We start from the raw sequence: 21,300 nt of genomic DNA, 5'->3' as shown, positions 1-21,300 counted from the left end.
GCCTCGTCATCCGGTAGTCGACCTGCCGTGCGAGTGGACGAGCCGGCCGAGAATTCTGGCGGCGGGGGCCGACGACCAACCGAGCATGGCCACGAACGGCCGCAGGTCATCTTTGGCCAGCCAGCCGAACTCCGTTCGGCCCGCACTGCCGGGTACCGACGGCGTGGAGTATGTGCTGCGCCGATACGCCTGCAGCGCAGGTAAATCGAGGTTCTCGACGATGAACCGACGCCCGCCGACGGGCGGTGCGGCGGGCACGTCGCGCCCGGTCAGGTTCAAGTGCAGGGCCCTGACGACATCGACGCCCGCTTCGTTCTCGAACAAACGGAACTGGGCCCCCACCCGCGGGTTGAAGTCCAGCAAATAGTAGCGGCCGTCGCGCCGATCGTAGCGCCAATCGAGGTCGGCGATGCCCTGGAACCCAATGCTTTTCATCAATCGGCTGGTCTGGTCGGCCAGCTCTGTGTTGTCGATCGAGTAGGCACAGGTGGTCACGCCGGCGTGAGGTGGCCACGACCGGACCTTCACGCCGGTGAACTGCACCAGGCAGTCGGCGGAGTCATCGCAGTAGACATGGACGATCCAGTCCTCGGCCTCGTCGGTCGGGAGGTAGTCCTGCAGGATCACGCTGAATCTGTCGCCCCAGGCCCGGGCGAGATCATGGAGTGCCGCGGCGTTATCCACCCGTGTGGTTCCGCCGACAGCCGGTGCCCGGTGCCGTTCGAACGCCTCCAAGTTCTTCGCCACCAAGGGGAATTCGGCTTCGGCCGCGACCTGTGCCAACTCCGCCCGATCGGTGGGAAAGTACGCGCGCGGCGTCGCGATGCCGTGAGCGACGCACAGTTCCCGCAGCCCACGCTTGCTAGCGAGGCGGCGCGGCAAGGTCGACTCGACCGGTGGGAAGAGGAAACCGCCGCCGAGGTCGGCGGCGTGTTCGGCGATAAGCACAGCGGCCTCGTCGTCGGTGGGGACCAACACCGTGGGGCGGCCGATGCGCCGCTGGATGTCGATGAGCCCCTGCACCAGCCAGGCAGGGTCCTCAAGCCCCGTGGTCGGCCAGACGAAACGGCCACTCAGATAACGAGATAGCGCAGCCGGGGTCCAGCGGTGCTCCGTGATCGCGTAGACGGGGATACCAAGACGGCCCAGGCTGCGGATCGCTCCGAGGCCACCGTGATGAAGTGGATAGCGATCGATCTTGACGATCAGCGCCGGAACCGACCGATCCGCGTGGACAAGCGAATGCGCCACGTCCGCCTCCTCTACTCGGCAGAACTGGTTCGCGATCGGATGACTTTGCTGCACGAGTGACCGGAACTCTACAAGCCGCTGGTCGCGCCGGGCATGACGGGCACCACCAGAACTCGGTTCAGCGAAGTTCCAGAAAGCCGATCGGATCGGATCGAATCGCGTCCACGGCTTTTCGTATCGAATTCCGGTCGTAGACATTGTCGTGAAACGTGAACGAGATGGTCCGCTCGCCACCGATCATTCCGGTGAACACGGACACGTGAGACGGCGATGCGGGGTCCAGAAGCGCACTAACGACTTTCGGTTCATTCGGCCGCCATGGTCCATCGTCGAAGGGCGTCAGCGGGCCCACATCGGAGTAGACCATGTCTGCGGGGGATCCGGGTCGCCACACGCATGGAACGCCAGGGCTCTGCGGTGCCGGCCATGCCAGCGAGCGAGCGGATACCAGGCCCATCGCCAGCACCGGAAAACCGGAGGCGACCTGCTCCTTGATCTCGCGCCCGACATCGGTCAACGCCTTGTCTGCGGGAGCGAGCACCTTCAGTCCGAATATGAAGTTGTCGTTCACGCGGCGTCCTCGCGGGAGATACCTTCGACAATCGATGACCAGCCTGACCGTGTCGGCGATGTCGACACCGGTCGCGGCGAGAGCTCGTCGGACGATCATGAGCCATGTCGCTGCCCGGCCGACCTTGGGAGCGTTGGCTTCCCGCCATCGATCGACAGCCTGTCCATACTCTGCGCCGAGGTGGAGATCTTCCACCGCAACCGACGGACTCCACGGCATCGGGTCCGTTGCGATCTCAGCGTGCGCTGTTCCTGTGCGTGACATCAGTGCCCGTCTGGATGCCGATGCCACCCGCGATGGATGAACGGCGAACGTGCGCACGAGTGCCCGGCTCAGGGCGAATCGCGTGTCCGGCTCTGCGATCCAGCGTGGATTTCGGCCGTCACGCATGGTGAACAGCGCGTGGACGAAGTCGACGAATAACCGTGCGTCGCCGAGGCCGTGGTCGACGTCGACCGCGATGTGGCGGTCCGACACGTGAACCTCGAAGGGCCGGCGGACCGCGGACTGCCGCCGGATGTATTGCACGACCGCCGCGCTGCCGGTATCGGCAACCTCCCGCGGCAGCGCGCGGATCGCCGGGGACAACCGGCTTTCGAAGGTCCAGCGCCTCGCGCCAGAATTCGGCAGCAGCCCGACGCGGGTGTAGGGCCCGGACCGCGCCGCGGCATGCAGGCCGGCCTCGATGAGCTCGGCCGCAGGCACTGAGATGTTCTCCAGGCAACCGACATAGCGAGCGCCTGCCAGTTGTATGTCCAGGCCGCTGGCGAAGTGGCTCGATCCAATTCTGGGCGATCCCATCGCCACGTGTTCCTTTCCCCGTCCGCGGCACCCGGCCCGAACAACCCTTGTCTCAGGCCACGCTAATGCAGACAACGGAGCGGTACGGGCTCATCCACTGCGTGGGACCCACCGATGTTCGTAGCTAATCTCTCCTCAAGTTTGCCGATGCAGGTAAGTTGGCTGGGTATCGTCGGGTTTCAGTCGCGCGCAGACGTGATGTTGCAGTTGCTGTGGTGCCGTCACGCCTGCCTCCCTGGCGTGGTCGTGTCAGGCAGGCGCGGCCAGCACTAGGTCAGAAAGGTGACGCAAGGGTGTTATGTCGGTTGTGCCAGTCCGATCGGTTAGTCAGCGTCGTGGATCTCGGTGCGACGCCACCGTGCGAGCGGTTCCTCACCTCTGCTGAACTCGACCTGCCGGAGCCGACCTTCCCCCTGCACCTCCGGTTGTGTGAAGACTGTCTCCTGCTACAGATTCCGGCGCTGATCACTCCCGAGGACACCTTCACCGAATATGCGTACTACTCGTCTTACTCGGACAGCTGGGTCAGGCACGCGCATGAGTTCGTCACGGAGAATATCGAGCGCCTGGCACTCGACGCTCGCTCGTTCGTGGTGGAGGTCGCCAGTAACGACGGATACCTCTTGCAGCACCTTGTCGCCGCGGGTATCCCGTGCCTCGGCATCGAGCCGTCGATCAACGTCGGTGCGGCAGCGCGCGATCGTTCAGTGCCGACCAAGACGGCGTTCCTGGACGAGGATGTCGCACGCGCGGTCGTGAGCGAGCATGGGACCGCGGATCTGGTGGTTGCCAACAACGTCTACGCGCATATCCCAGACCTGGTCGGCTTCACCCGGTCGCTGCGTGGGCTGATGGGCGATGCCGGTTGGCTGAGCATCGAGGTCCATCACGCGCTCAATCTGGTCACCCTCGGCCAGTTCGACACCATCTACCACGAGCACTTCCAGTACTACACGCTGTTGTCCGCAAGCCGCGCGTTGGCTACCGCCGGGCTGGACACCGTCGACGTCGAACTGTTGACGACCCATGGTGGCTCGATCCGAATCTGGGCTCGCCCTCGGGAATTGGGTGTCGCGCCGAGCCCGAGGGTCGCCGAGGTACTGCGCCTCGAGGAGTCTGTCGGACTCCATGCCGTGGACGGCTACCAGCAGTTGCGTCGCAAAACCGAGGCGGTACGGCAAAATCTCCTACGTTTTCTCCTGGACTGCCGGGCACAGGGAAAGCGCGTCGTCGGCTACGGCGCGCCCGGCAAAGGCAACACCCTGCTCAACTACTGCGGGATTCGCACGGATCTGCTCGAGTACACCGTCGACCGGAATCCGTACAAGCACGGGCGGTTCACGCCGGGTACACGCATCCCGATCCACGACCCGGCACGCATCGCCGTGGACCGGCCCGACGTGGTTGTCGCATTGCCCTGGAACCTGGAAGCCGAACTGACCCAACAGCTCGACTACATCGCGGAATGGGGTGGGGAACTGGTGTTTCCGCTTCCGTCGCTGCACACCGCGGCACTGTCGCGGACTCTACCGGTGGGGAGTCACAAGAAATGAAGGTCGTTCTGTTCTGCGGGGGCTACGGCATGCGGATGCGAAACGGCGTTCACGACGATCTTCCCAAACCGATGCAAGCGGTGGGCCCACGTCCGCTGCTCTGGCATGTCATGCGGTATTACGCCCATTTCGGGCACAAGGACTTCATCTTGTGTCTGGGGTACGGCGGAGTTCGCATCAGGGAGTACTTCTTGACCTACCAGGAAGCACTGTCCAACGATTTCACATTGCGCAACAACAGGATCGAGCTACTGGATTCGGATATCAGCGACTGGAACATCACTTTCGTCGATACCGGTCTGGATTCGCCCATCGGCGAGCGGCTCCGCAGGGTCAGGAATCACCTGGGGGACGATGAGTACTTCCTGGCGAACTATGCCGACGTGCTCTCCGATGCGCCACTGGACGTCATGGTCGACAAGTTTCACGCGTCGGGAGCCGCGGCATCGATGATGCTCGTGCCGCCGCAGCAGTCGTTCCACTATGTCGAGGCGGGCGAGAACGGCCAGGTCACCGACATCCTCCCGGTGTCGGGCCTCTCCATCTGGGTCAACGGAGGCTTCTTCGTACTGTCGCAAGACATTTTCGAGGTTCTGCCACCCTTCGGGGATCTGGTCGCCGACGTCTGCGGGACGCTGGCAGCCCAGAGGCGCCTGTTCGGGTACAAGCACGGCGGGTACTGGAAGCCGGCCGACACCTATAAGGAGAGAGCCGAACTCGACGCCGCCTACTACAACGGTGAGCGGCCGTGGATGCTCTGGGAGCGAAGATGATCCGCCTGACGACCGGTGCCCTCGGCGAGGTCGCCGTCGTCGGCGCACACTGCGACGACATCGCCATCGGCATGGGCGGCACCCTGCTCGCGATGGCCGCGGCCGAGCCGGGACTGCGCGTTCGAGCCCTCGTGCTGTCCGGCCGCGGTACCGAACGCGAAGACGAGGAATCCTCCGCGCTGGCCGCGTTCTGTCCCGGCGCCGACGTCGAGTTGACGGTCTGTGACATCCCCGACGGTCGCGCGCCGGCTCACTGGTCTCGGATCAAAGACGTCCTGAGCGCATCAAGCCGATCCTGGAATCCCAGTGTCGTTTTTGGTCCTCACCGCGGCGATGCGCACCAAGATCATCGGTTACTCGCCGAACTGCTGCCCACCGAGTTCAGGGACCATCTCATCCTCGGCTACGAGATTCCGAAGTGGGAGACGGATACCCCGCAACCGCTCGTATTCCATCCGTTGACAACCGAAGTCGCCCGACGTAAAGCGCAACTGCTGTGTGAGCATTACCCATCTCAGGTCACCCGCGACTGGTTCGACGAGGATGCGTTCCTGGCCCTGTCTCGGCTGCGCGGCCTGCAGTGCCGCAGCGCCCACGCGGAAGGGTTCATTGCGGAGAAAATCACCATCGAGTTCGGCGCCCGCTGAGCCACGACCGGTCAGCGGTCGGTGATGAGTCGGCTCGATGTGTCCATGTAAGCCGCGATGTCATCGAGACACGCGGCCCGGGCCGAGCCGGGATCTGAGTCGAATCGTTTGTACCACTGCACAGTTCGCTCGACCGCCTCGCCGAGACGCCAGCGCGGCGTCCAGCCCATCAGCGCGGCCGTCTTCTCGATGGACAGGCGAAGGGTGCCGGCTTCGGGAGGGTCGTCGGGACGGCTGCCGTCGATCCAGCTGCCAGAGCCCCATTCGGCGAGGGTGAGATCGGCGAGAGAGGACACGGTGGCGTCGTCGTCCGGCACCGGCCCGAAGTTCCAGGCGTCGCAGTAGTGTGCCGCGTCGGGCCCGCTGAGCCGGGCCGCGAGGGTCAGATACCCGGCCAATGGTTCCAGCACGTGTTGCCATGGCCGAATCGCGTTGGGACGGCGCAGCAGTACCGGTTCGCCGGCGCCCGCCGAACGCATGATGTCCGAGATGATGCCGTGCGGGGTCCAGTCTCCGCCGCCGATGACATTGCCGGCTCGTGCCGAAGCCACCGCGATTCCATGCTGGCTCAGAGTCTCGGGCCGAAAGAAAGAGCGCCGGTATGACGCCGTCACCAGCTCGGCGCCCGCCTTGCTTGCGCTGTAGGGATCGTCGCCGCCCAGTGGGTCGTCCTCCGCGAACCACCTGCCGCCCTCGTCGTTGGCATAACATTTGTCGCTTGTCACGACGACCACGGCGCACGGATGGTCGACGGCACGCAGCGCGTCCAGGAGTACCGCCGTGCCAACGACATTGACGTCGAAGGTCTCGACCGGTTCCCGGTAGCCCTCCAGGACCACGGTCTGGGCGGCCAGGTGCAGGACGACGTCGGGCCGGCACTCCCGGATCACGCGCGCGAGGGCGTCGTGGTCACGGATGTCGGCCCGGTGATCCGCAGTGAGCAGTTGATCCACCGAGGACGCGACGAAATTGCTGGGCCGCGTCGGCGGGTCGAGTGCGAACCCCGTCACGTGCGCGCCCAGTCGGGTGAGCCAGACCGTCAGCCACGAGCCCTTGAAGCCCGTGTGGCCCGTCAACAGGACCGACCGACCCGACAACGCATGATGGAGTTCGCCTGGCCAACCGTCCGGTGTTGTCACGGCTTCATCGTAGCGAGGAGGATGCACCGTTATGGTTTGCTGCTCGTGCGGCGCACATGCGCTGGAGACGCTGCTCGATCTGGGGCCGCAGCCGGATCCCGATTGCCTGATCGAGCCGGGCGATCCGCGTCCGGCCCCGCGGGCCCATGTTGTGTTGACGATTTGCTCGTCGTGCGGGCTCGTGCAGCTGCCCGGGCCTCGGCCCGACGGTCCTCGTCCAGCGCACGGGCATGCGATGGCGGTGCCGAACGGTGACCCGTGGATCGGCATGATCGAGCGCATGCTGCCGTCCGGACCGCGTGTCGTTGTTGACGTGGACGGGTCCGGTGGGCTGCCGGCGCAAGACCTGGCGAACTCGGGCCGCGTCCTCGCCGGATTGCCCCCGGACGGATCGGAACCGAGCGCGTTGATCCTCGTCGGCCATGCATTGGCGCATGTGTCCGATTTCGACGGTCTGCTCCGTCGCGTCGAGGCATCGCTCGCGCCAAAAGGCGTCGTCGCCATCGACTTTCACCACCTGCTCGGCCTTGCCGATGGTCAATTCGACGTCGTGGCGCACACCCACCGGACCTACTTGTCGCTGGTCAGCCTTGAACGCGCACTCGACCGCCACGGCCTCGGGGTGATCGCCGCTCGGCGTATCGCCGAATACGGTGGCACCGTGCGGGTGTTGGCGGCGCGCCGCGCGGACGACCTCGTCGTCGGCGACGATGCCTTCTCTGCGCAACCCGTCCGGGCCGTGGAGATGGCAGCGAAGATCGACTGCGCCATAGGATTTGTGGGGTTGCGGCGCCATGTGCAGGACACGTGTTCCCAACTTGTTGACCACCTCGAAGAGTTGCGTCGGTCGGGGCGCACAGTGGCGGGATACGGCGCCGCGGCGCGAGGCATCACTCTGCTCAACATCGCCGGCATCGGTAAGGACCAGATGGCGTTGGTCGTCGATCGAGCGCCGGCAAAGCAGGACAAGCTGTTGCCGGGCTCGATGATTCGCGTCGGTGCGCCATCGGAGATCGCGACGGCCAGGCCCGACGATGTGATGATCCTGCCGTGGCCGTCGGCGAGCGTTATCGCCGGTGATCTGGCATACACCCGTGCTTGGGGTGCACGGTGTTTCGTCGCCGTGCCGCACCTGGAGGTGCTGCGTTGAACCCCAGACCTTTTCGGTTCATCGCCCCGATGCCGAAGCTCGGCGGTTCCGTGCAGGTCTGGCGAGATTCGATCCGCCGCATCGAGGATCTGGGTTTCTCCACCCTTTCGGTGTCGGACCATTTCACCGCGGGCTGGGTCATGGAGCCACTCATCGCCCTGACCGCGGCGGCCGAACTGACGAGCACCATCCGGCTGCTCACCCTCGTGCTGTCCAACGATTACCGCCACCCGGTGCAGCTGCACAAGGCGTTCGCGACCCTCGATGTCCTCAGCGGTGGGCGGGTGGAAATCGGATTGGGCGCCGGTTGGATGGAGTCGGAATACGATGCCGGCGGCATACGGTTCGATCCCGCGCCGGTTCGCCTCGCCCGGCTCGAAGAGTCAGTCGCCGTCGTCGACGGATTGTTCGGTGCCGGACCATTTTCTTTCAGCGGCCGGCACTACACGATCAACAGTCTCGACGGGCTGCCGAAACCGGTCCAGCGGCCCCGGCCGCCCGTGATGATCGGTGGTGGTGGCCGCACAGCATTGGAACTGGCCGCGAGGGTCGCGGACATCGTCGGTGTACACGCGCGGCTGCGGGGGAGCCGTCCAGGTGCCGGGGCTGCTGCGGATCTACGCGCCGACCGGCTCGCAGACAAGGTCGAGTGGGTGCGGTCGGCGTGGCGGACGGCGGGACGCGGCGACGGTGGTCCGGAGCTCCAATTCACCGTCTATTTGGTGGATGTCACCGATTCGCCACATGCCGCCCGGCGGTCGGTATCCAGCTTCGCTGAGAGTCTCGCCGCCGACGAGGCCGTGATGGCACATTCGCCTGCCGTGCTGACCGGCAGCGTCGAAGGTTGTGTCGAGCGGTTGTTGGAAATTCGTGAGCAGTTTGGGTTCAGCTACTTCAACTTGGGCGCTGACGTCGACATGGTGGCGCCGATCGTCGAGCGGCTGGCCGGGCGGTGACTGTGCGCTGCGGCCAGAGCGGCTTCGGCGGCGCGCTCACCGCTGAGGAACGACTCGTCGGTCCATGAGTGATTCCACTCGCCGTAGCGGCCGCAGGTGTGGATGCCGACGTGATCGAGGAACTCGCGGACGACCGCGACGGCATCTGCGCGGTCGTGGTCGTAGATCACGTTGGCGTAGCGGCAGAACTGCGCCTCCGACACCAGAATTCGATCGTCGGGGCCGATGATTCCCATGGCGCGGAGATGATGCACGGTCGGATCTACGAGAGCGTCGGGGGACGTCGTCAGCGGCTGGTACTTCTCAGAGAAGTACCACTCGACCTGGATCGCGCTCGTCCCCGTCGGGACCACCCGTGGTGAGAGACGGTGCGGAAAGCTGATGCGCGAGAAGGGAATATCGGCATCGTAGACGTATCGGATGTGAGTGTCGCCGCCCAGCCCGGGGCGATCGACACCGAGGTTTACCAGAACGACCGACGAGAAGGCCAACCGCTGGGCCGCCGCGAGAACCTCATCCGGTGCGTTGTCGATGAGCGGCACCAGATCGGGTAGTGGAACCGAGGAGATGAGTTGCCTGAAAGCGGTTTCATGGCCGTCGTCGAAGCGCAGTGTCCTCCGCGCGGGGTCGATGCCGATGACGCGGTGGTTCAGTCGAACATCGGTGCGCGCTACCCACGACGCCAGGTACGCGGCGTAGCCACCTTCCGTCGGGTAGCGAAAGTGTGTGACGTAGTGGAGATTTCGTTGAGGCTCCGCGGATAGCGCGCCCCGCAGCGCCTCTTCCAGCGACGGCCGGTACATCCGTGGGCCGAGCCAGTCGGTTGTCAGGTTCGCCATCGGCGTGGTGTGGTACTTGAGCCCGTAGGGCATCGGAAATGTCTCGGCGAAGGTGTCTCCGTAGGACCTGCGCAGCCACGTCTCGTAGTCGCCGGGCGGCGGTTCATCCGCGGGCGTCGACGACACGGCGACCAGATCCATGAGGATGCGAACCGTGAGGTCGACCGGCAGCCCGTGCAGGTTCACCTGGACGGGGTGGGTGACCGTGCGGCCCTGCCAATAGCTGTCCAGCCCGATTCTGACGGCCTCATAGCGGCCCTGCACGGCGTCGGCGAGGAGTCGCTGGATCCGCTCGTCTTTGGCGAACGAGACATGCGGGCCCTGGTCGAAGATGAAACCGCCGGCAAGCTCGTGGCTGGCAGTGTGGCCTCCGACGTAGGAGTTCCGGTCGTATACGACGTACGGAGTGCCCGCCGCTTCGAGGCGATGACCGGCGCCGAACCCGGCGAATCCGGTTCCGATGACGACCAGCGGGGCTTGGCTCACGTGTGCGCTCCTATTTCGTCGGGGCGCGGCGGCCACGTGCACGGTGGCCTCGGGGTGCTCGTGAAGCCATGACTTATTGTGGCCCTAGCAAATTGCTTCTGGCAAACTCGGGCAGCTGAGACGGTGAAATGTCGGTTAAAGTGTGAGCTGGCGAATCGCTGATAGTTTGCCGGTAGCATGAGTCGACCGGTGGTGTGGTGGGCGAGAATCGAGCAGAGGGATTTCGGCTTGGACCATGAGACGTTGCTCGGCCCGGCGCCGCGTAGTGCCCGCTCGAGTCTCCCCAAAGTGTCGTTGTGCATCCCCGCATTCCAGGCCGGCCCGTATTTGCAGGATACGGTCGACAGTGTCCTGGCACAGGACTACCCGAATCTCGAGATCGTCATCGTCGACAACAACAGCTCCGACGAGACCCAGTCGATTCTCGAGAAGATCACCGACGACCGGGTGCGAGTGATCCGTAATGCCGTCACAGTGCCGAGCGTCGACAACCACAATCTTGCGGTCAGCTCGAGCACGGGTGAGTTCGTCAAACTCGTCAGCGCCGATGACACCCTTGAGTCCGACTGTGTGACCAGGCAGGCTGCGGTGCTGGAGAACCGGCCGGACGTCAGTCTCGTGGCCGCCCGTGCCGACTTCATCGACGATCACGGCAAGCTGCTCATCGGGAGCCGGGGACTGCGCGGCATCACCGGTCTGCAATCAGGACAGTCTGTCGTCCGACAAATCGTGCGCAGCGGCAAGAACCCGATCGGCGCGCCTGTGTCGGTGATGTTCCGGCGCACCGACTTCGATCGATGCGGCGGGATGCGCGGCCATGTGGTGTTCACGATGGACTTGGACTTGTGGGTACGGCTCTTGGATTCCGGCGATTTCTATGGCATCGACCGGACGTTGATGTCCTATCGCGTGCGCAACGGGTCGGCCACCGCGTTGACGTCGGCACGTATCCAACTCGCCGAACAGAACGCCTTCGCAACTGAACTGGCTGGGGACCCACGCTGGGCGGTGCCCCGCGTCGACCGTGTGCTCGGCCGGATCAACTCCGTCGACGTCCTGATGAAACGGGCCATCCTGTTCAAGGTGAGCAGCCTGCGTGCTTCCCGGCGCCGTCATCTTCCGGCTGCCGCCACGGGCATCCGCCCCAGTGGCGGCGCGGCGCCTGGCGCGAGCGGCATGCCGGTGGACGGCTCAGGCGGCGTGGCCACGTTGTCGGTGGTGATCTGCGCGTACACGACCCGGCGTTGGTCAGATCTGTGCCGCGCGGTGGACTCTGTGCTCGACCAGGTCGACCGGGACACCGAAGTGATCGTGGTCATCGACCACTGCGACGAACTGCAGACTCTGGTGTCCGACCGCTACAGCGGTGAGGTCCGGGTCAAGGTCATACCGAACACCGAGCAGCAGGGGCTGTCAGGGGCGCGGAACACGGGCGTCGGCGCTGCGCTGGGTGACGTGGTGGCCTTCCTCGACGACGATGCTGAGGCTGACCCGGGGTGGGCTCGACGGCTGATCGGTCACTATCAGGACGCCACGGTGGCCGGCGTCGGTGGGTATGCAGCGGCCGTGTGGCCTGGGGCGAGGCCTGCATGGATGCCCCGTGAGTTCGACTGGGTGGTCGGCTGCAGCTATACCGGTCAACCGACAAGCGTTGCGCCGGTTCGAAATCCGATCGGATGCAATATGTCTTTGCGGCGGTCGGCACTGGAGTCCGCCGGCGGGTTCAAGTCGGAAGTCGGTCGCGTCGGCTCGGTTCCGGTCGGCGGTGAAGAGACTGAGCTGTGTATCCGCGTCCGCGCCGCAGGGCGCTCCGCACAAATTCTGTTCGATCCGGATATGCGTGTGCACCACCACGTTTCATCCGATCGAGCCACCGTTCGGTACTTCGTTCGGCGGTGCTACCACGAAGGCTTGTCGAAGGCTGTGGTGATGGCTCTGGTCGGGGTAGCCGACCAACTGAGCAGCGAGCGCGCCTACGTCACGCGGGTGCTACCGCGGGCGGTGCTTCGTGAGGTCGGGTCGATGTCCCGCGACGGCTTGGCACGTGCGGCGATGATCTGCGTCGGGCTGGGGGTGACCGCCGCAGGGTACGGCCGGGCGACCGTGAGCCGTAACTTCCGGCGGCGTCGGCGGTAACCTTTCGGCCCGCCAAGATACCTACGCGGCTCACGCCGGGTATTGGCGCGTCCAGTCCACGAGTGTCTGGCCGCCCTGGCTGATGTCCCCACCGAAGTTGTCGAGCTGTATGCACAGGTGCATCGGGCCGGGCGGAAACTGGGTGGTATCTGTGGTTTCCCACCACACCTTGCCGTCGAGATACATCGCGATACGACTGTGTGTCCATTCGACGGCCCAGCTGTGCCACTGAGTGGCGTCGACATGGACGTCGCCGTTCACTTTGTCGTCGTTCGCGCCGTAGTGCAACCACCCTTCGACGGACTGGCGCGCCGGCTCGGTGGCCTCCATGAAATCGATCTCGCCACCCTCCGGCCAATCGACGACATCGGGCCAGAGCAGCAGAACCGAGTGGTAATCCGGCGCTGCCGCAGGGGATTTGGCGCATACCTCCCAGCGGCCGTACATCTGACCCGGCATCCACGCCATGCCCCCGGAGTTGCCCGCGGAATCACCGGTGATGGTGAGGACGCCGTTGGAGATCGACATCGCCTTGGGGGTGCGACGGCCGTTGCCGTTGTGGCCGGGGCTGTCGTAGACACCCCAGCTTCCCAGTGACCCAGGATCGGAGAAATCGTCGACGCGGTTGGGCGTGCCCCATCCGAAGGCCGCCGCCGCGGTGTTGGGGCAATTACCGTTGTCGGGTTCGGCCATCGCCCGCGGCTGAAGGCGGCTCGTCGACACTGCGGCGAGCGTGATCACGCCGGCGGCAACGGTTGTGGCGGCGAGAGCTACGTGCGCAGCACGCCTGAACGCGAAGGACATCCGTCTCCTTGGTTGGAGGCATCCGGGCCGGACGCGACCGATGGGGCCGACCGCAATTGCATGGGAGAGTTGCTGGGCAGCGACCAGCCTACTGTGCGAGGCCGCGGTATTGCCTTGCTGGCATTCCGAACGAGTGCGAATGTTGCTGGTTGTTGCTGGTCATCTAGTCGATATGGGATTTACCTCACTGTTCCCATGTTGTTGCCAAAGTGGTAGGTGAGATTTCTGTGAACTTGCCAGCAGAACGAATACGGTTGGTCCGCTCGCATCCGTGTTAGTCCGCTGCCAAGTCCGATGGAGTCGTGATGATCCGGTTGTGCTGTGCTCTCGTCTCGATCGTGGCCTTGGTGTCATTCGGTGTCGGTGCGTTGCGGGCACCGGTCGCAATGGCGGCGGCCACCGCGGGCGTCGAAGCCGAGACGATGACTGTCGCGCCGCCGACAGCCGGTTGGGTCGTACGCGACCGGTCTGCTTCTGGGGGCGCCGCGCTGGTACTGAGAGGAACCTCTACCGCGCGCTGGGGTGCGTCGTTGCCGGCGTCGGTCAAGGTCACGGTCCGTGCGGAGGGACAGCAGTGTCGAGGCGCGCCCGTCATGACCGTCACTGTCGACGGAACCAACATCGGGAGCGGCACCGTCGGCGCGACGTCCTGGACGGATTACTCGGCGTCGGCGACGATCCCTGCCGGTTCGCACTCCATCGGGGTGTCTTTCACGAATCCGTACAGCAGAGGCAACTGCACCCGGTTGCTCCTGATCGATACGGTGACCGTTGTGCCCGACGCCGCACCGCCGACGACCCCACCCGGTTCGGGTGACGTCACGCCGGCACCCGTCGCAGATCTTCCCGGGTGGAAGCATATTTTCGCCGACGACTTCACGCGCGATGCACCGGTCGGCAGCTGGGCCAACCCATCCGACCCGAGCAAGATCGTCTACGTGGGTGCCCAGGGACAGCAGTGGTTGACCTACCCGCAGACCTACACCGACACCTATCAGCACCGGCCGTATCGGGCGGACCAGGTGCTCAGTGTCGCGAACGGGATGCTCATCTTCGATCTGCACAACGTCGACGGTCAGCCGGCGGGGGCCAATCCCGCACCGCTATTGCCCAACGGCAGCCTCTATCAGACCTATGGTCGGTACTCGGCGCGTTTGCGTGTCGACACCCCGGATCTCAGCGAGTACCACATCGCCTGGCTGCTGTGGCCGCAATCAGAGAAGTGGCCCACCGACGGCGAAGAAGACTTCCCAGAGGGTTCGCTGGCGGGAACCCCGAGCGCGTTCCATCATTACGCGTTGTCGACCGGCGGCCAGGAGACGGCTGACGCGGGGGTGCCGTTCACCGGGTGGCACGTGTACACGATCGAATGGTCGCCCAGTCGCGTCAGGTTCCTCCTCGATGACACGCTGGTCCTCGAGAGCACCAGGTATGTCGCGAACAAGCCGATGCGCTGGCAGCTGCAAACCGAAACCCAGGGCAACGGAACGCACCGGGGCCGCTTGTTGGTTGACTGGGTGTCCATCTGGTCCTACACCGGGACGTGATTCGGCCCGTACCGCATGCCGCAGTGAGTTTGCCGGAGAGTCGGCAGTGTGATTTTTCGGACCGCGTCAGCTAACAGGTACCCTGTTTCGGTGGCGCTCGGCATCGACCAACTCGCGAGACGGGTGTGGCCGACCGCGCCGACGTCTTCCGAGGCCGGGCAGGGAGAGTCCCAGTCGGTTGAACTCGACCAGGATGTGTCGAACGGACCGCCTGTCGGCACCCCGCTGGTCGTCCTCGCGTCCTCGGTCCTGATCGCGCTGTCGCTGGCCTTGACGTTGCTGACGATGGGCGGTGCCGCAGACGTCCTGCCGGCAGGGATCCGGACTGCGATCGTGTCCCTCGTCGCGATCACCCTGCCGGGAATTCCGGCGGCGGCGCTGCTGAAACTGCCCACGAACGGTGTGTTCGGCAGCGTTGCGGTCAGCACGTCGATCGCGTGCAACATACTCCTTTCGCAAGCCAACATCATCGGCAACTGGCATCAGCCGTATGGGATCCAATTCGTCCTGTTGATCGCCTCGGCCGTGGCGACGTATTTTCTGGCCCGGCAATGGCGGTTGAGCCGAGAGTCGGTCAGTATCGCCACTGCCGTGGCGGCTGTGCGGGAGCGCTTGGCGCCCGCGGGCAATCGAGTCCCCAGCATCGTTCTGCTCGCCGCGGCGATCGGGTGCTTCGTCTCGGCGGTGCTCCGGTTGGACACCCTGGCGGTCGGCAACCTGGGCGTGATCGCCGCACTTGGCGTGGACTATTTCATCGGTCTCGCGTTGCTGGCTGTTGTTCTCGTGATCGAGTACCGACGGGCGGGAACCGACCGGGTCCTGCTGGCGGTGTCGAATGTCGTTCTGATCGCGTACATCACGATGCCCGTGGGTTGGGCTGACCGCACGGCTCCGTTCGTGACCGCATACGTGCACCAGTTCATCAGCGACTGGGTCCTGCGGCTCGACGCGCTTCCGCCGCCGCTCGACGCGCGCATCAGCTGGGCGGGGTTCTTCTCGGCGGCAGCCCGGTTGACGACCATCGGCGGACTCGGAACCAGCGGGGTCTTCCTGGTCAGCGCGTCACTGGTATTCGGGGTCCTCTTGATGTTCCCCGTGTACGCGATCGGTCTGGCGGTCGGCCGTACGGAAAAGCTGGCCTGGCTGGCCGTGACGTCGCTGACCCTCTTCAACTGGTATCAGCAGGACTACTTCGCGCCGCAGGCCGTGGGCATGCAGTTCTATGCGACCATCCTGGCTGTTCTGCTCTGGCAACTGCGCACTTCCACGATTCCCGCGCTTCACGGGGGACGGGTACATCGCTGCCTGACCGCCTGGATGCGAGTACCCGGCAGGGTCGCGGGCAGAGGCCCCCGCTGGACGCAGTGCATGGAATTGCTTCTCCTGCTGATCATCGCCGCACTGGTCGTCGCGCACCAGCTCACGCCACTGGTGACCATCGAGAGTCTGATCATCTTCTCGTTCCTGGGCTTGACCCGTCACAAGTTGCTCTGGGTAGCCGCGGGTCTTGTTTTCGTCGCCTGGTTCCTCTACGGGGCCTACGCATTCTGGGAAGGACATCTCGGTGGCCTTCTGGCCGACATGGGCGGCGTCGACCAGAACCTGAATTCGAGTGTTGCGCCCAAGATTTCTGGCGATCCCGGCTACAGCCGCATGCAGTACCTGAGGATCGGCGCGTCCCTGCTCTTGCTCGGCTTCGCCGCCTTGGGGTGGCTCAGGCTCCCTCGCGCCGGCGGGCATCGAGTCCTGGCGATGCTACTGGCCCTGAGTCCGTTCGGCATCGTTGTGGTGCAAAGCTACGGCGGCGAGGTGGCGATTCGATGCTTCCTCTACGCCTCACCCATGTTGGCCGCGCTCATGGCGATGGCGCTGCTCCCGATGATCCAACTGCGACTGCCCGAGCGGGTCCGCTTGCTGTCAGGTGTCGCCGGAACCGTCATAGTGTTCTTCCTGGCGATTCTCGTGACCACCAACCGCGGTCTGAATGTCTCGTTTGAGCACACGACTCGTGAGGAACTCGCGATATCCAGCCAAGTCGTCCGGCAGGTCGATCCTGATCAGCTGGCCTATTGGGGCCAGGGCGCGGCGTACGGGATACCCAAGGGATTCGACCTGTCCGACGACTGCGTCGTCTCTGCTCGAGCGCTCGCGAATTGCACGGCGTCCCCCGCGGTTCGGTACGCGATCATCTCGGATCAGGACAAGAACTACCTGCAGTACCGGTCGGGTGTCCGGCCCGATGAATTCGCCAGCGCCATCGACATCTTGACGTCAGAGAAGGGGTTCGAGGTGGTGTATCACTCAGGGCAGATGATGGTTCTGAAGAAACGGGATGCACCCGCGGTCACGCTCAGGTGGCCGTCATGATCGGGGCCGCCCTGTTCGTCCTCGCAGGCGTTCTCTACGTGTACACGAACTATCGACGCGAGCGAACGGTGCCGGACAACGGGGCGTCGCGGCCGGATCGCGGAACGTCGCTGCTGATGTTCGAGACGGTGTGCTGCGCGCTGGGTGCGGTCGCGGTCGCGGTCGTCCACATGATGACCTTCGTCTCCTGACGTGCTTCGGCCACCGCCTTGCCGGCCGCTGGAACTCGCAGCGGATTAGCCAGTATTGCCTGGGTCAGGTACTTTTTCCCCGGGCGGTGCAGATTTGGCAAAGCTGTCACGACCCCGATTCGGTCAGGCCTCGTGCAGCGGTCGACCGGCCGCATCGCTGGATTCGGGCGTTATCGAGAGGCGTCGAGGTGACTGTGAGTGACCGCCGGGGAACCCTGACGGCGATTTGCGACTCCGGTCATGAAAATCCGACAGAGCGGCTGTTCTGCGGGGAATGCGGCCTCGCGCTGATGCCTGAGATTGTGACCTGCCCTTTCGGGCACGTGAATTCAGAATGCCAGCGATTCTGCGGGGATTGCGGGGCGCCCGTCGCGCCACCCGCCGGAGCCCCGAACACTCGCGCCAAGGCACGATGGGCCACCGACCTGACCGGCCGCCATCAATATCGGTTCTGGGACGGTCACACATGGACTGCGCATGTGTCCGACAACGGCAAGTTCGGCTTCGATCGCTATTCCGGCGCCATCGGGCGGCCGGATTCCTGGATCGCCGTTGCGGTTGCGCTCGCCACCGTCTGTCTGCTTCTGGGGGCTGCTGTCGACGTATGGGTGCAGTTGTCACGCGCGGGTTCCGGTGGTGAAAGCGCTTCGGAGGCGGCGACGACGACCTCGGCCGCTGCTGAAACGTCAACTCCGTCCGCTCCTGGTGCTCTGCCCATGCCGGAAGCCTCGGACCGTCCGGTGGTGATCGCTTCACCGTGCCGGCCAGGCGGCGCTAATGGGACGACTGCCGACGGTTCGGTCGCCTACTGCGAACTTCTGGCAACCACCGACAAGTATCTGTGGTCCCTCTACCAAGGAGATATCCCGTTCCCCGATGTCAATGACGGGGACGACCCTTCGGTCGGCGTCTGCATGGTCCAAACGGAGCGGGACATGCCGGATTGCGTTGACTACCTGAAACGAGCCGGCGGTCCGCAGGGCTGATCCTGAGGTGCGTCGAACACCTGGAAATCATTGCCCATTCAAGGAATTCGGGGCGCGCGACCGCCGCGTACCAGGCGTGATGCCAGCTCGCCCAGCCTGCCGCGGAAGGTGTTGGGCCGATAACGGCGGCATGCACACAACGCGCAATCAGTGCCGCGCCGATAGTGCTGATGCGCCGAATGCTGATGACCACATTGGCAATCGCTGTGACGCATCCGTCAACGATAGCGAATTTCGGACCGAGGTGTCGTGACATCGGGCGGGTCGACCACCGGCCCGCGAGGGGCCGGATCGCAGGGATAGCGGGAGACCGTTGCCGCATGCACGGGCGGGGTCCGGAAAGGCGTGAAAACAAAGCACATTCAGCGGGGCGGCGGCGCGCGCCCAGCTATGCGGGAACAAGCTCCACGCCGGAGAGCACGACGGTGTTGTCACGGCTCGGTGCGGTCAGCACGCCGACGAACCTGCCGTCGTCCTTCCAGATGTTGGCCTGCAGCGTTTCTCCGGGGAACACCACGCCGGCGAACCGGGCGCCATAGCTGGCCACCTGCGTCACGTCGCCGTCGAGCAGGTTGTCCACGATGGCCTTGCAGCCGATGCCATAGGTGCACAGGCCGTGCAGAATCGGCCGGTCGAACCCGGCGGCCGCGGCGAACGCGGGGTCCGAGTGCAACGGGTTGCGGTCCCCGCACAGCCGGTACAGCAGGGCCTGTTGCGGCAGCGTGGGCAGCGGTATTTCGAGATCCGGTGCGCGGTCGGGGATTTCGACTGATGTCGACGGCCCGCGCTCGCCGCCGAAGCCACCTTCACCGCGGGCGAAGATCGACCGCTTGGTGGTCCACAGGACGGTGCCTGCCGGATCGGTCACCGTGGTCTCACTGACGATGACCGCGGCCTTGCCCTTGTCCCAGATCTCGGTGAACCGCTGCACCGACTTCGCGGTCCCACTGGGCGGGATCGGGCCCGGAACGCTGACCGCCTCGCTGGCGTGCAGCACCTTGGACAGCTCGATGTCGATGCCCGGGAACTGCACCGTCGGCGGAGCGGTCATATGGAAGCTGGCCGCGACGTTGCCGAAGGTCGGCAGCACCTGGGGCGTCTCGTCGATGAGGTAGCGCAGCTCGCGCTGGGCCATCGGGTCGGCACCGGCACCGAGGCCGAGGTGGTACAGCTGGATATCGCTGCTGGTCCACGAGAATTCGATGGGATCAAGCTCTGCAGCAAGCGCTACAGCGGCGTCGATCGGCATGTCAGCTCCCTGCGTTCGATGTCGCCGGAACCGTCGCGGCGATGTGGAGGGCCGCCAGGTATCCGAAGGTCATGGCAGGGCCGATGGTCCCGCCGGGGCCGGGATAGGTGTGTCCCATCACCGGTGAGCTGACGTTACCCGCGGCGTAGAGGCCCTCGATGACGGAATTGTCGTCGCGCAGCGCCCGGCCGTGAACATCGGTGCGCACGCCGCCCTTGGTGCCGAGGTCGCCGGGCACCATCTTGGCCGCGTAGAACGGGCCGTGTTTGATCTCGCCGAGGTTCGGGTTCGGCTTGTTGGTGGGATCGCCGTAGTAACGGTCGTAGGCGCTGTCACCACGCTTGAAGTCCGCGTCCACGCCGGTACGGGCGAAGCCGTTGAACCGCTCGACGGTCTCGGCGAACGCGTCGGCAGGCAGGCCCATCTTCCCGGCGAGCTCGGCCAGCGTCGGCGCGGTCACCACCACGCCGGATTCCAGCCATCGCTTCGGAATGCGTTGTCCGGGCTGAAGTCCCGCGAAGATGTAGCGGTTGCGGTACTGCTGGTCGAAGACCAGCCAGGCGGGGACGTTCTCGCCGGGACCCGGTCCCTGCCCGTACTGCCCGCCGTACATATGGTGGCAGGCTTCGACGTAGGGCATGGACTCGTTCATGAACCGCTTGCCCGCCATGTTGACGATGATCGAGCCGGGGGAGTTGCGCTCCGAGAGCGCGAACCACGGGGCGTCGACGAGCGGGACCGTCGGCCCCCACCACGCGTCCTCCATGAGTTCCAATGCCGCACCGAGCTTTTCGGCGGCAATGATGCCGTCGCCGGTGTTCGCCGCGGCACCGACGGTCCAGTCGGTGGTGATCGGGGCGCGCTGGTACTTCACCCGCATCTGCTCGTTGTGCTCGAACCCGCCGCTACCGAGAATGACGCCGCGACGGGCCCGGATCAGTTCCGGCTCAGCCGATTCCGGTGACCCTGCCGTGCGCACATAGATCCCGCGGACCGCGCCGTCCTCGACGTACAGGTCGGTCAGTGCGGTGTTGAGCAGAACCGGCACGCCGGCATCGCGCAGGCCGATGCGCAGCGGCGCGATCAGGGCACGACCCATCCCGACCAGATTCTTGCCGGTGGCGTTGGCCCACATGGACCGAACGCCCACCTTGAGGCTGCGCAGCACGCCGCGCGGATGACGCTTGAGCTGGTTGAGCCGCACATAGTCCTGCTGCATCACGACCATGTTCATCGGCACCTTGCCGTATGGCGGTTCCAGGCCATCCAGATCGGGGCCGAGCTTCTTGGCGTTGAACGGTTTGGGTTCCACCGAACGACCGGTGGGCTTGCCGCCCGGTGACTCCGGGTAGTAGTCGGAGTATCCCGGCACCCAGCAGAGCTTCAGTGGCGAGTTCTTGAGGACGAACGACAGCATCTCCGGACCACGGTCCAGATAGGTGTCGATCTTCTCCGCGGGAACCACGTCGCCGACGATCGCGTGGAGGTACGTGCGGGCGGCATCGCGGGTGTCTTTGACCCCGTCACGCTTGAGAATCTCGTTGTTCGGGATCCACACCCCGCCTCCGGACCGCGCGGTGGAACCTCCATAGTGCGGGGCCTTCTCGACAAGTACTGTCGAGAGGCCCTGGTGGGCAGCTGTGAGGGCGGCGACCATGCCGGCAGCACCGCTGCCGACCACGACGACGTCATACTCCTGTCCAGTCATGTAGAACACGTTATAGAATTGGCCGGCAATCCAACAACTGTCCCGGTCAAACAAGTGAGGGGACTTCATCACAATGCTTAGCGTCGAGGTTCGTGATCAGCTGGCGGCAGACTTGGCTCAGGCTGAGCGCAGCCAGGTTCCGATGA

At 65.0% G+C, this 21,300-nt stretch carries 17 protein-coding genes; 10 read left to right on the top strand and 7 right to left on the bottom strand.

The features are described from left to right. Positions 1-6: 6 nt before the first annotated feature. Together A5784_RS02130 and A5784_RS02125 are read right to left on the bottom strand one after the other, a co-directional pair. Positions 7-1,251, bottom strand: a complete 1,245-nt coding sequence (locus A5784_RS02130; protein ID WP_064941892.1) for a carboxylate--amine ligase — start codon at positions 1,249-1,251, stop codon at positions 7-9. Positions 1,252-1,369: 118 nt separating this feature from the next. Beyond that, the gene (locus A5784_RS02125; RefSeq protein WP_156750333.1) at positions 1,370-2,623 is read right to left on the bottom strand and encodes a hypothetical protein; all 1,254 of its coding nucleotides are present in this window, start codon (positions 2,621-2,623) and stop codon (positions 1,370-1,372) included. 293 nt (positions 2,624-2,916) lie between these two features. On the opposite strand from A5784_RS02125, the gene A5784_RS02120 reads away from it, so the two are divergent. The 3 genes from A5784_RS02120 to A5784_RS02110 are packed head-to-tail and all read left to right on the top strand — an operon-like array spanning position 2,917 to position 5,596. After that, positions 2,917-4,176: a class I SAM-dependent methyltransferase gene (locus A5784_RS02120; protein ID WP_064941888.1), complete on the top strand. Its 1,260-nt coding sequence runs from the start codon at positions 2,917-2,919 to the stop codon at positions 4,174-4,176. Then, a complete protein-coding gene (locus A5784_RS02115; protein WP_064941886.1) occupies positions 4,173-4,949 on the top strand; it encodes a glycosyltransferase family protein in 777 nt (258 codons plus the stop codon). The genes A5784_RS02120 and A5784_RS02115 overlap by 4 nt, the downstream gene beginning before the upstream one ends. After that, the gene (locus tag A5784_RS02110) at positions 4,946-5,596 is read left to right on the top strand and encodes a PIG-L deacetylase family protein (RefSeq protein WP_064941884.1); all 651 of its coding nucleotides are present in this window, start codon (positions 4,946-4,948) and stop codon (positions 5,594-5,596) included. The genes A5784_RS02115 and A5784_RS02110 overlap by 4 nt, the downstream gene beginning before the upstream one ends. Positions 5,597-5,607: 11 nt before the next feature. On the opposite strand, the gene rfbG is transcribed toward A5784_RS02110, so the two are convergent. Next, complete coding sequence (rfbG, locus tag A5784_RS02105) at positions 5,608-6,735, bottom strand: CDP-glucose 4,6-dehydratase (protein ID WP_064941882.1); 1,128 nt, start codon at positions 6,733-6,735, stop codon at positions 5,608-5,610. A gap of 31 nt (positions 6,736-6,766) precedes the next feature. Between rfbG and A5784_RS02100 the strand changes: the two genes are divergently transcribed. Both A5784_RS02100 and A5784_RS02095 read left to right on the top strand, forming a co-directional pair. Continuing rightward, the gene (locus A5784_RS02100) at positions 6,767-7,885 is read left to right on the top strand and encodes a class I SAM-dependent methyltransferase (RefSeq protein WP_064941880.1); all 1,119 of its coding nucleotides are present in this window, start codon (positions 6,767-6,769) and stop codon (positions 7,883-7,885) included. Next, positions 7,882-8,841 (top strand): TIGR03621 family F420-dependent LLM class oxidoreductase, encoded by a 960-nt coding sequence (locus A5784_RS02095; RefSeq protein WP_156750332.1) that lies wholly within the window; start codon positions 7,882-7,884, stop codon positions 8,839-8,841. The genes A5784_RS02100 and A5784_RS02095 overlap by 4 nt, the downstream gene beginning before the upstream one ends. Here A5784_RS02095 and A5784_RS02090 read toward each other — a convergent pair. Then, positions 8,775-10,166 (bottom strand): protoporphyrinogen/coproporphyrinogen oxidase, encoded by a 1,392-nt coding sequence (locus tag A5784_RS02090; protein WP_064941876.1) that lies wholly within the window; start codon positions 10,164-10,166, stop codon positions 8,775-8,777. The two genes, A5784_RS02095 and A5784_RS02090, sit on opposite strands and share 67 nt — an antisense overlap. 177 nt (positions 10,167-10,343) lie before the next feature. On the opposite strand from A5784_RS02090, the gene A5784_RS39010 reads away from it, so the two are divergent. Beyond that, entirely contained in the window at positions 10,344-12,302 is a 1,959-nt protein-coding gene (locus A5784_RS39010; RefSeq protein WP_232005913.1) for a glycosyltransferase family 2 protein, read from the top strand. Between the two features lie 30 nt (positions 12,303-12,332). On the opposite strand, the gene A5784_RS02080 is transcribed toward A5784_RS39010, so the two are convergent. Next, a complete protein-coding gene (locus A5784_RS02080; RefSeq protein ID WP_064941874.1) occupies positions 12,333-13,106 on the bottom strand; it encodes a glycoside hydrolase family 16 protein in 774 nt (257 codons plus the stop codon). Positions 13,107-13,411: 305 nt separating this feature from the next. Between A5784_RS02080 and A5784_RS02075 the strand changes: the two genes are divergently transcribed. The 4 genes from A5784_RS02075 (at position 13,412) to A5784_RS02060 (ending at position 18,197) form a co-directional block, all read left to right on the top strand. Next, complete coding sequence (locus A5784_RS02075) at positions 13,412-14,653, top strand: carbohydrate-binding domain-containing protein (protein ID WP_232005912.1); 1,242 nt, start codon at positions 13,412-13,414, stop codon at positions 14,651-14,653. Between the two features lie 90 nt (positions 14,654-14,743). After that, positions 14,744-17,020 (top strand): hypothetical protein, encoded by a 2,277-nt coding sequence (locus A5784_RS02070; RefSeq protein WP_064941872.1) that lies wholly within the window; start codon positions 14,744-14,746, stop codon positions 17,018-17,020. Further along, positions 17,017-17,211, top strand: a complete 195-nt coding sequence (locus A5784_RS02065; RefSeq protein WP_156750331.1) for a hypothetical protein — start codon at positions 17,017-17,019, stop codon at positions 17,209-17,211. Before A5784_RS02070 ends, A5784_RS02065 begins: the two co-directional genes overlap by 4 nt. Before the next feature lie 479 nt (positions 17,212-17,690). Further along, entirely contained in the window at positions 17,691-18,197 is a 507-nt protein-coding gene (locus tag A5784_RS02060; protein ID WP_064941868.1) for a hypothetical protein, read from the top strand. Between the two features lie 388 nt (positions 18,198-18,585). Here the strand turns inward: A5784_RS02060 and chsH3 are convergent, their stop codons facing one another. Together chsH3 and kstD are read right to left on the bottom strand one after the other, a co-directional pair. Then, on the bottom strand, positions 18,586-19,446 hold the full coding sequence (chsH3, locus tag A5784_RS02055; protein ID WP_064941866.1) for an enoyl-CoA hydratase ChsH3: 861 nt from the start codon (positions 19,444-19,446) through the stop codon (positions 18,586-18,588). Position 19,447: 1 nt separating this feature from the next. Beyond that, positions 19,448-21,154: a 3-oxosteroid 1-dehydrogenase gene (gene kstD / locus A5784_RS02050; RefSeq protein WP_064941983.1), complete on the bottom strand. Its 1,707-nt coding sequence runs from the start codon at positions 21,152-21,154 to the stop codon at positions 19,448-19,450. Between the last annotated feature and the right edge of the window lie 146 nt (positions 21,155-21,300).

The organism is Mycobacterium sp. 852013-50091_SCH5140682 (assembly GCF_001665685.1).
Classification (GTDB): domain Bacteria; phylum Actinomycetota; class Actinomycetes; order Mycobacteriales; family Mycobacteriaceae; genus Mycobacterium.
The sequence above is the reverse complement of the archived record's forward strand: the minus strand, read 5'-3'. Positions and strand labels throughout refer to the sequence as shown.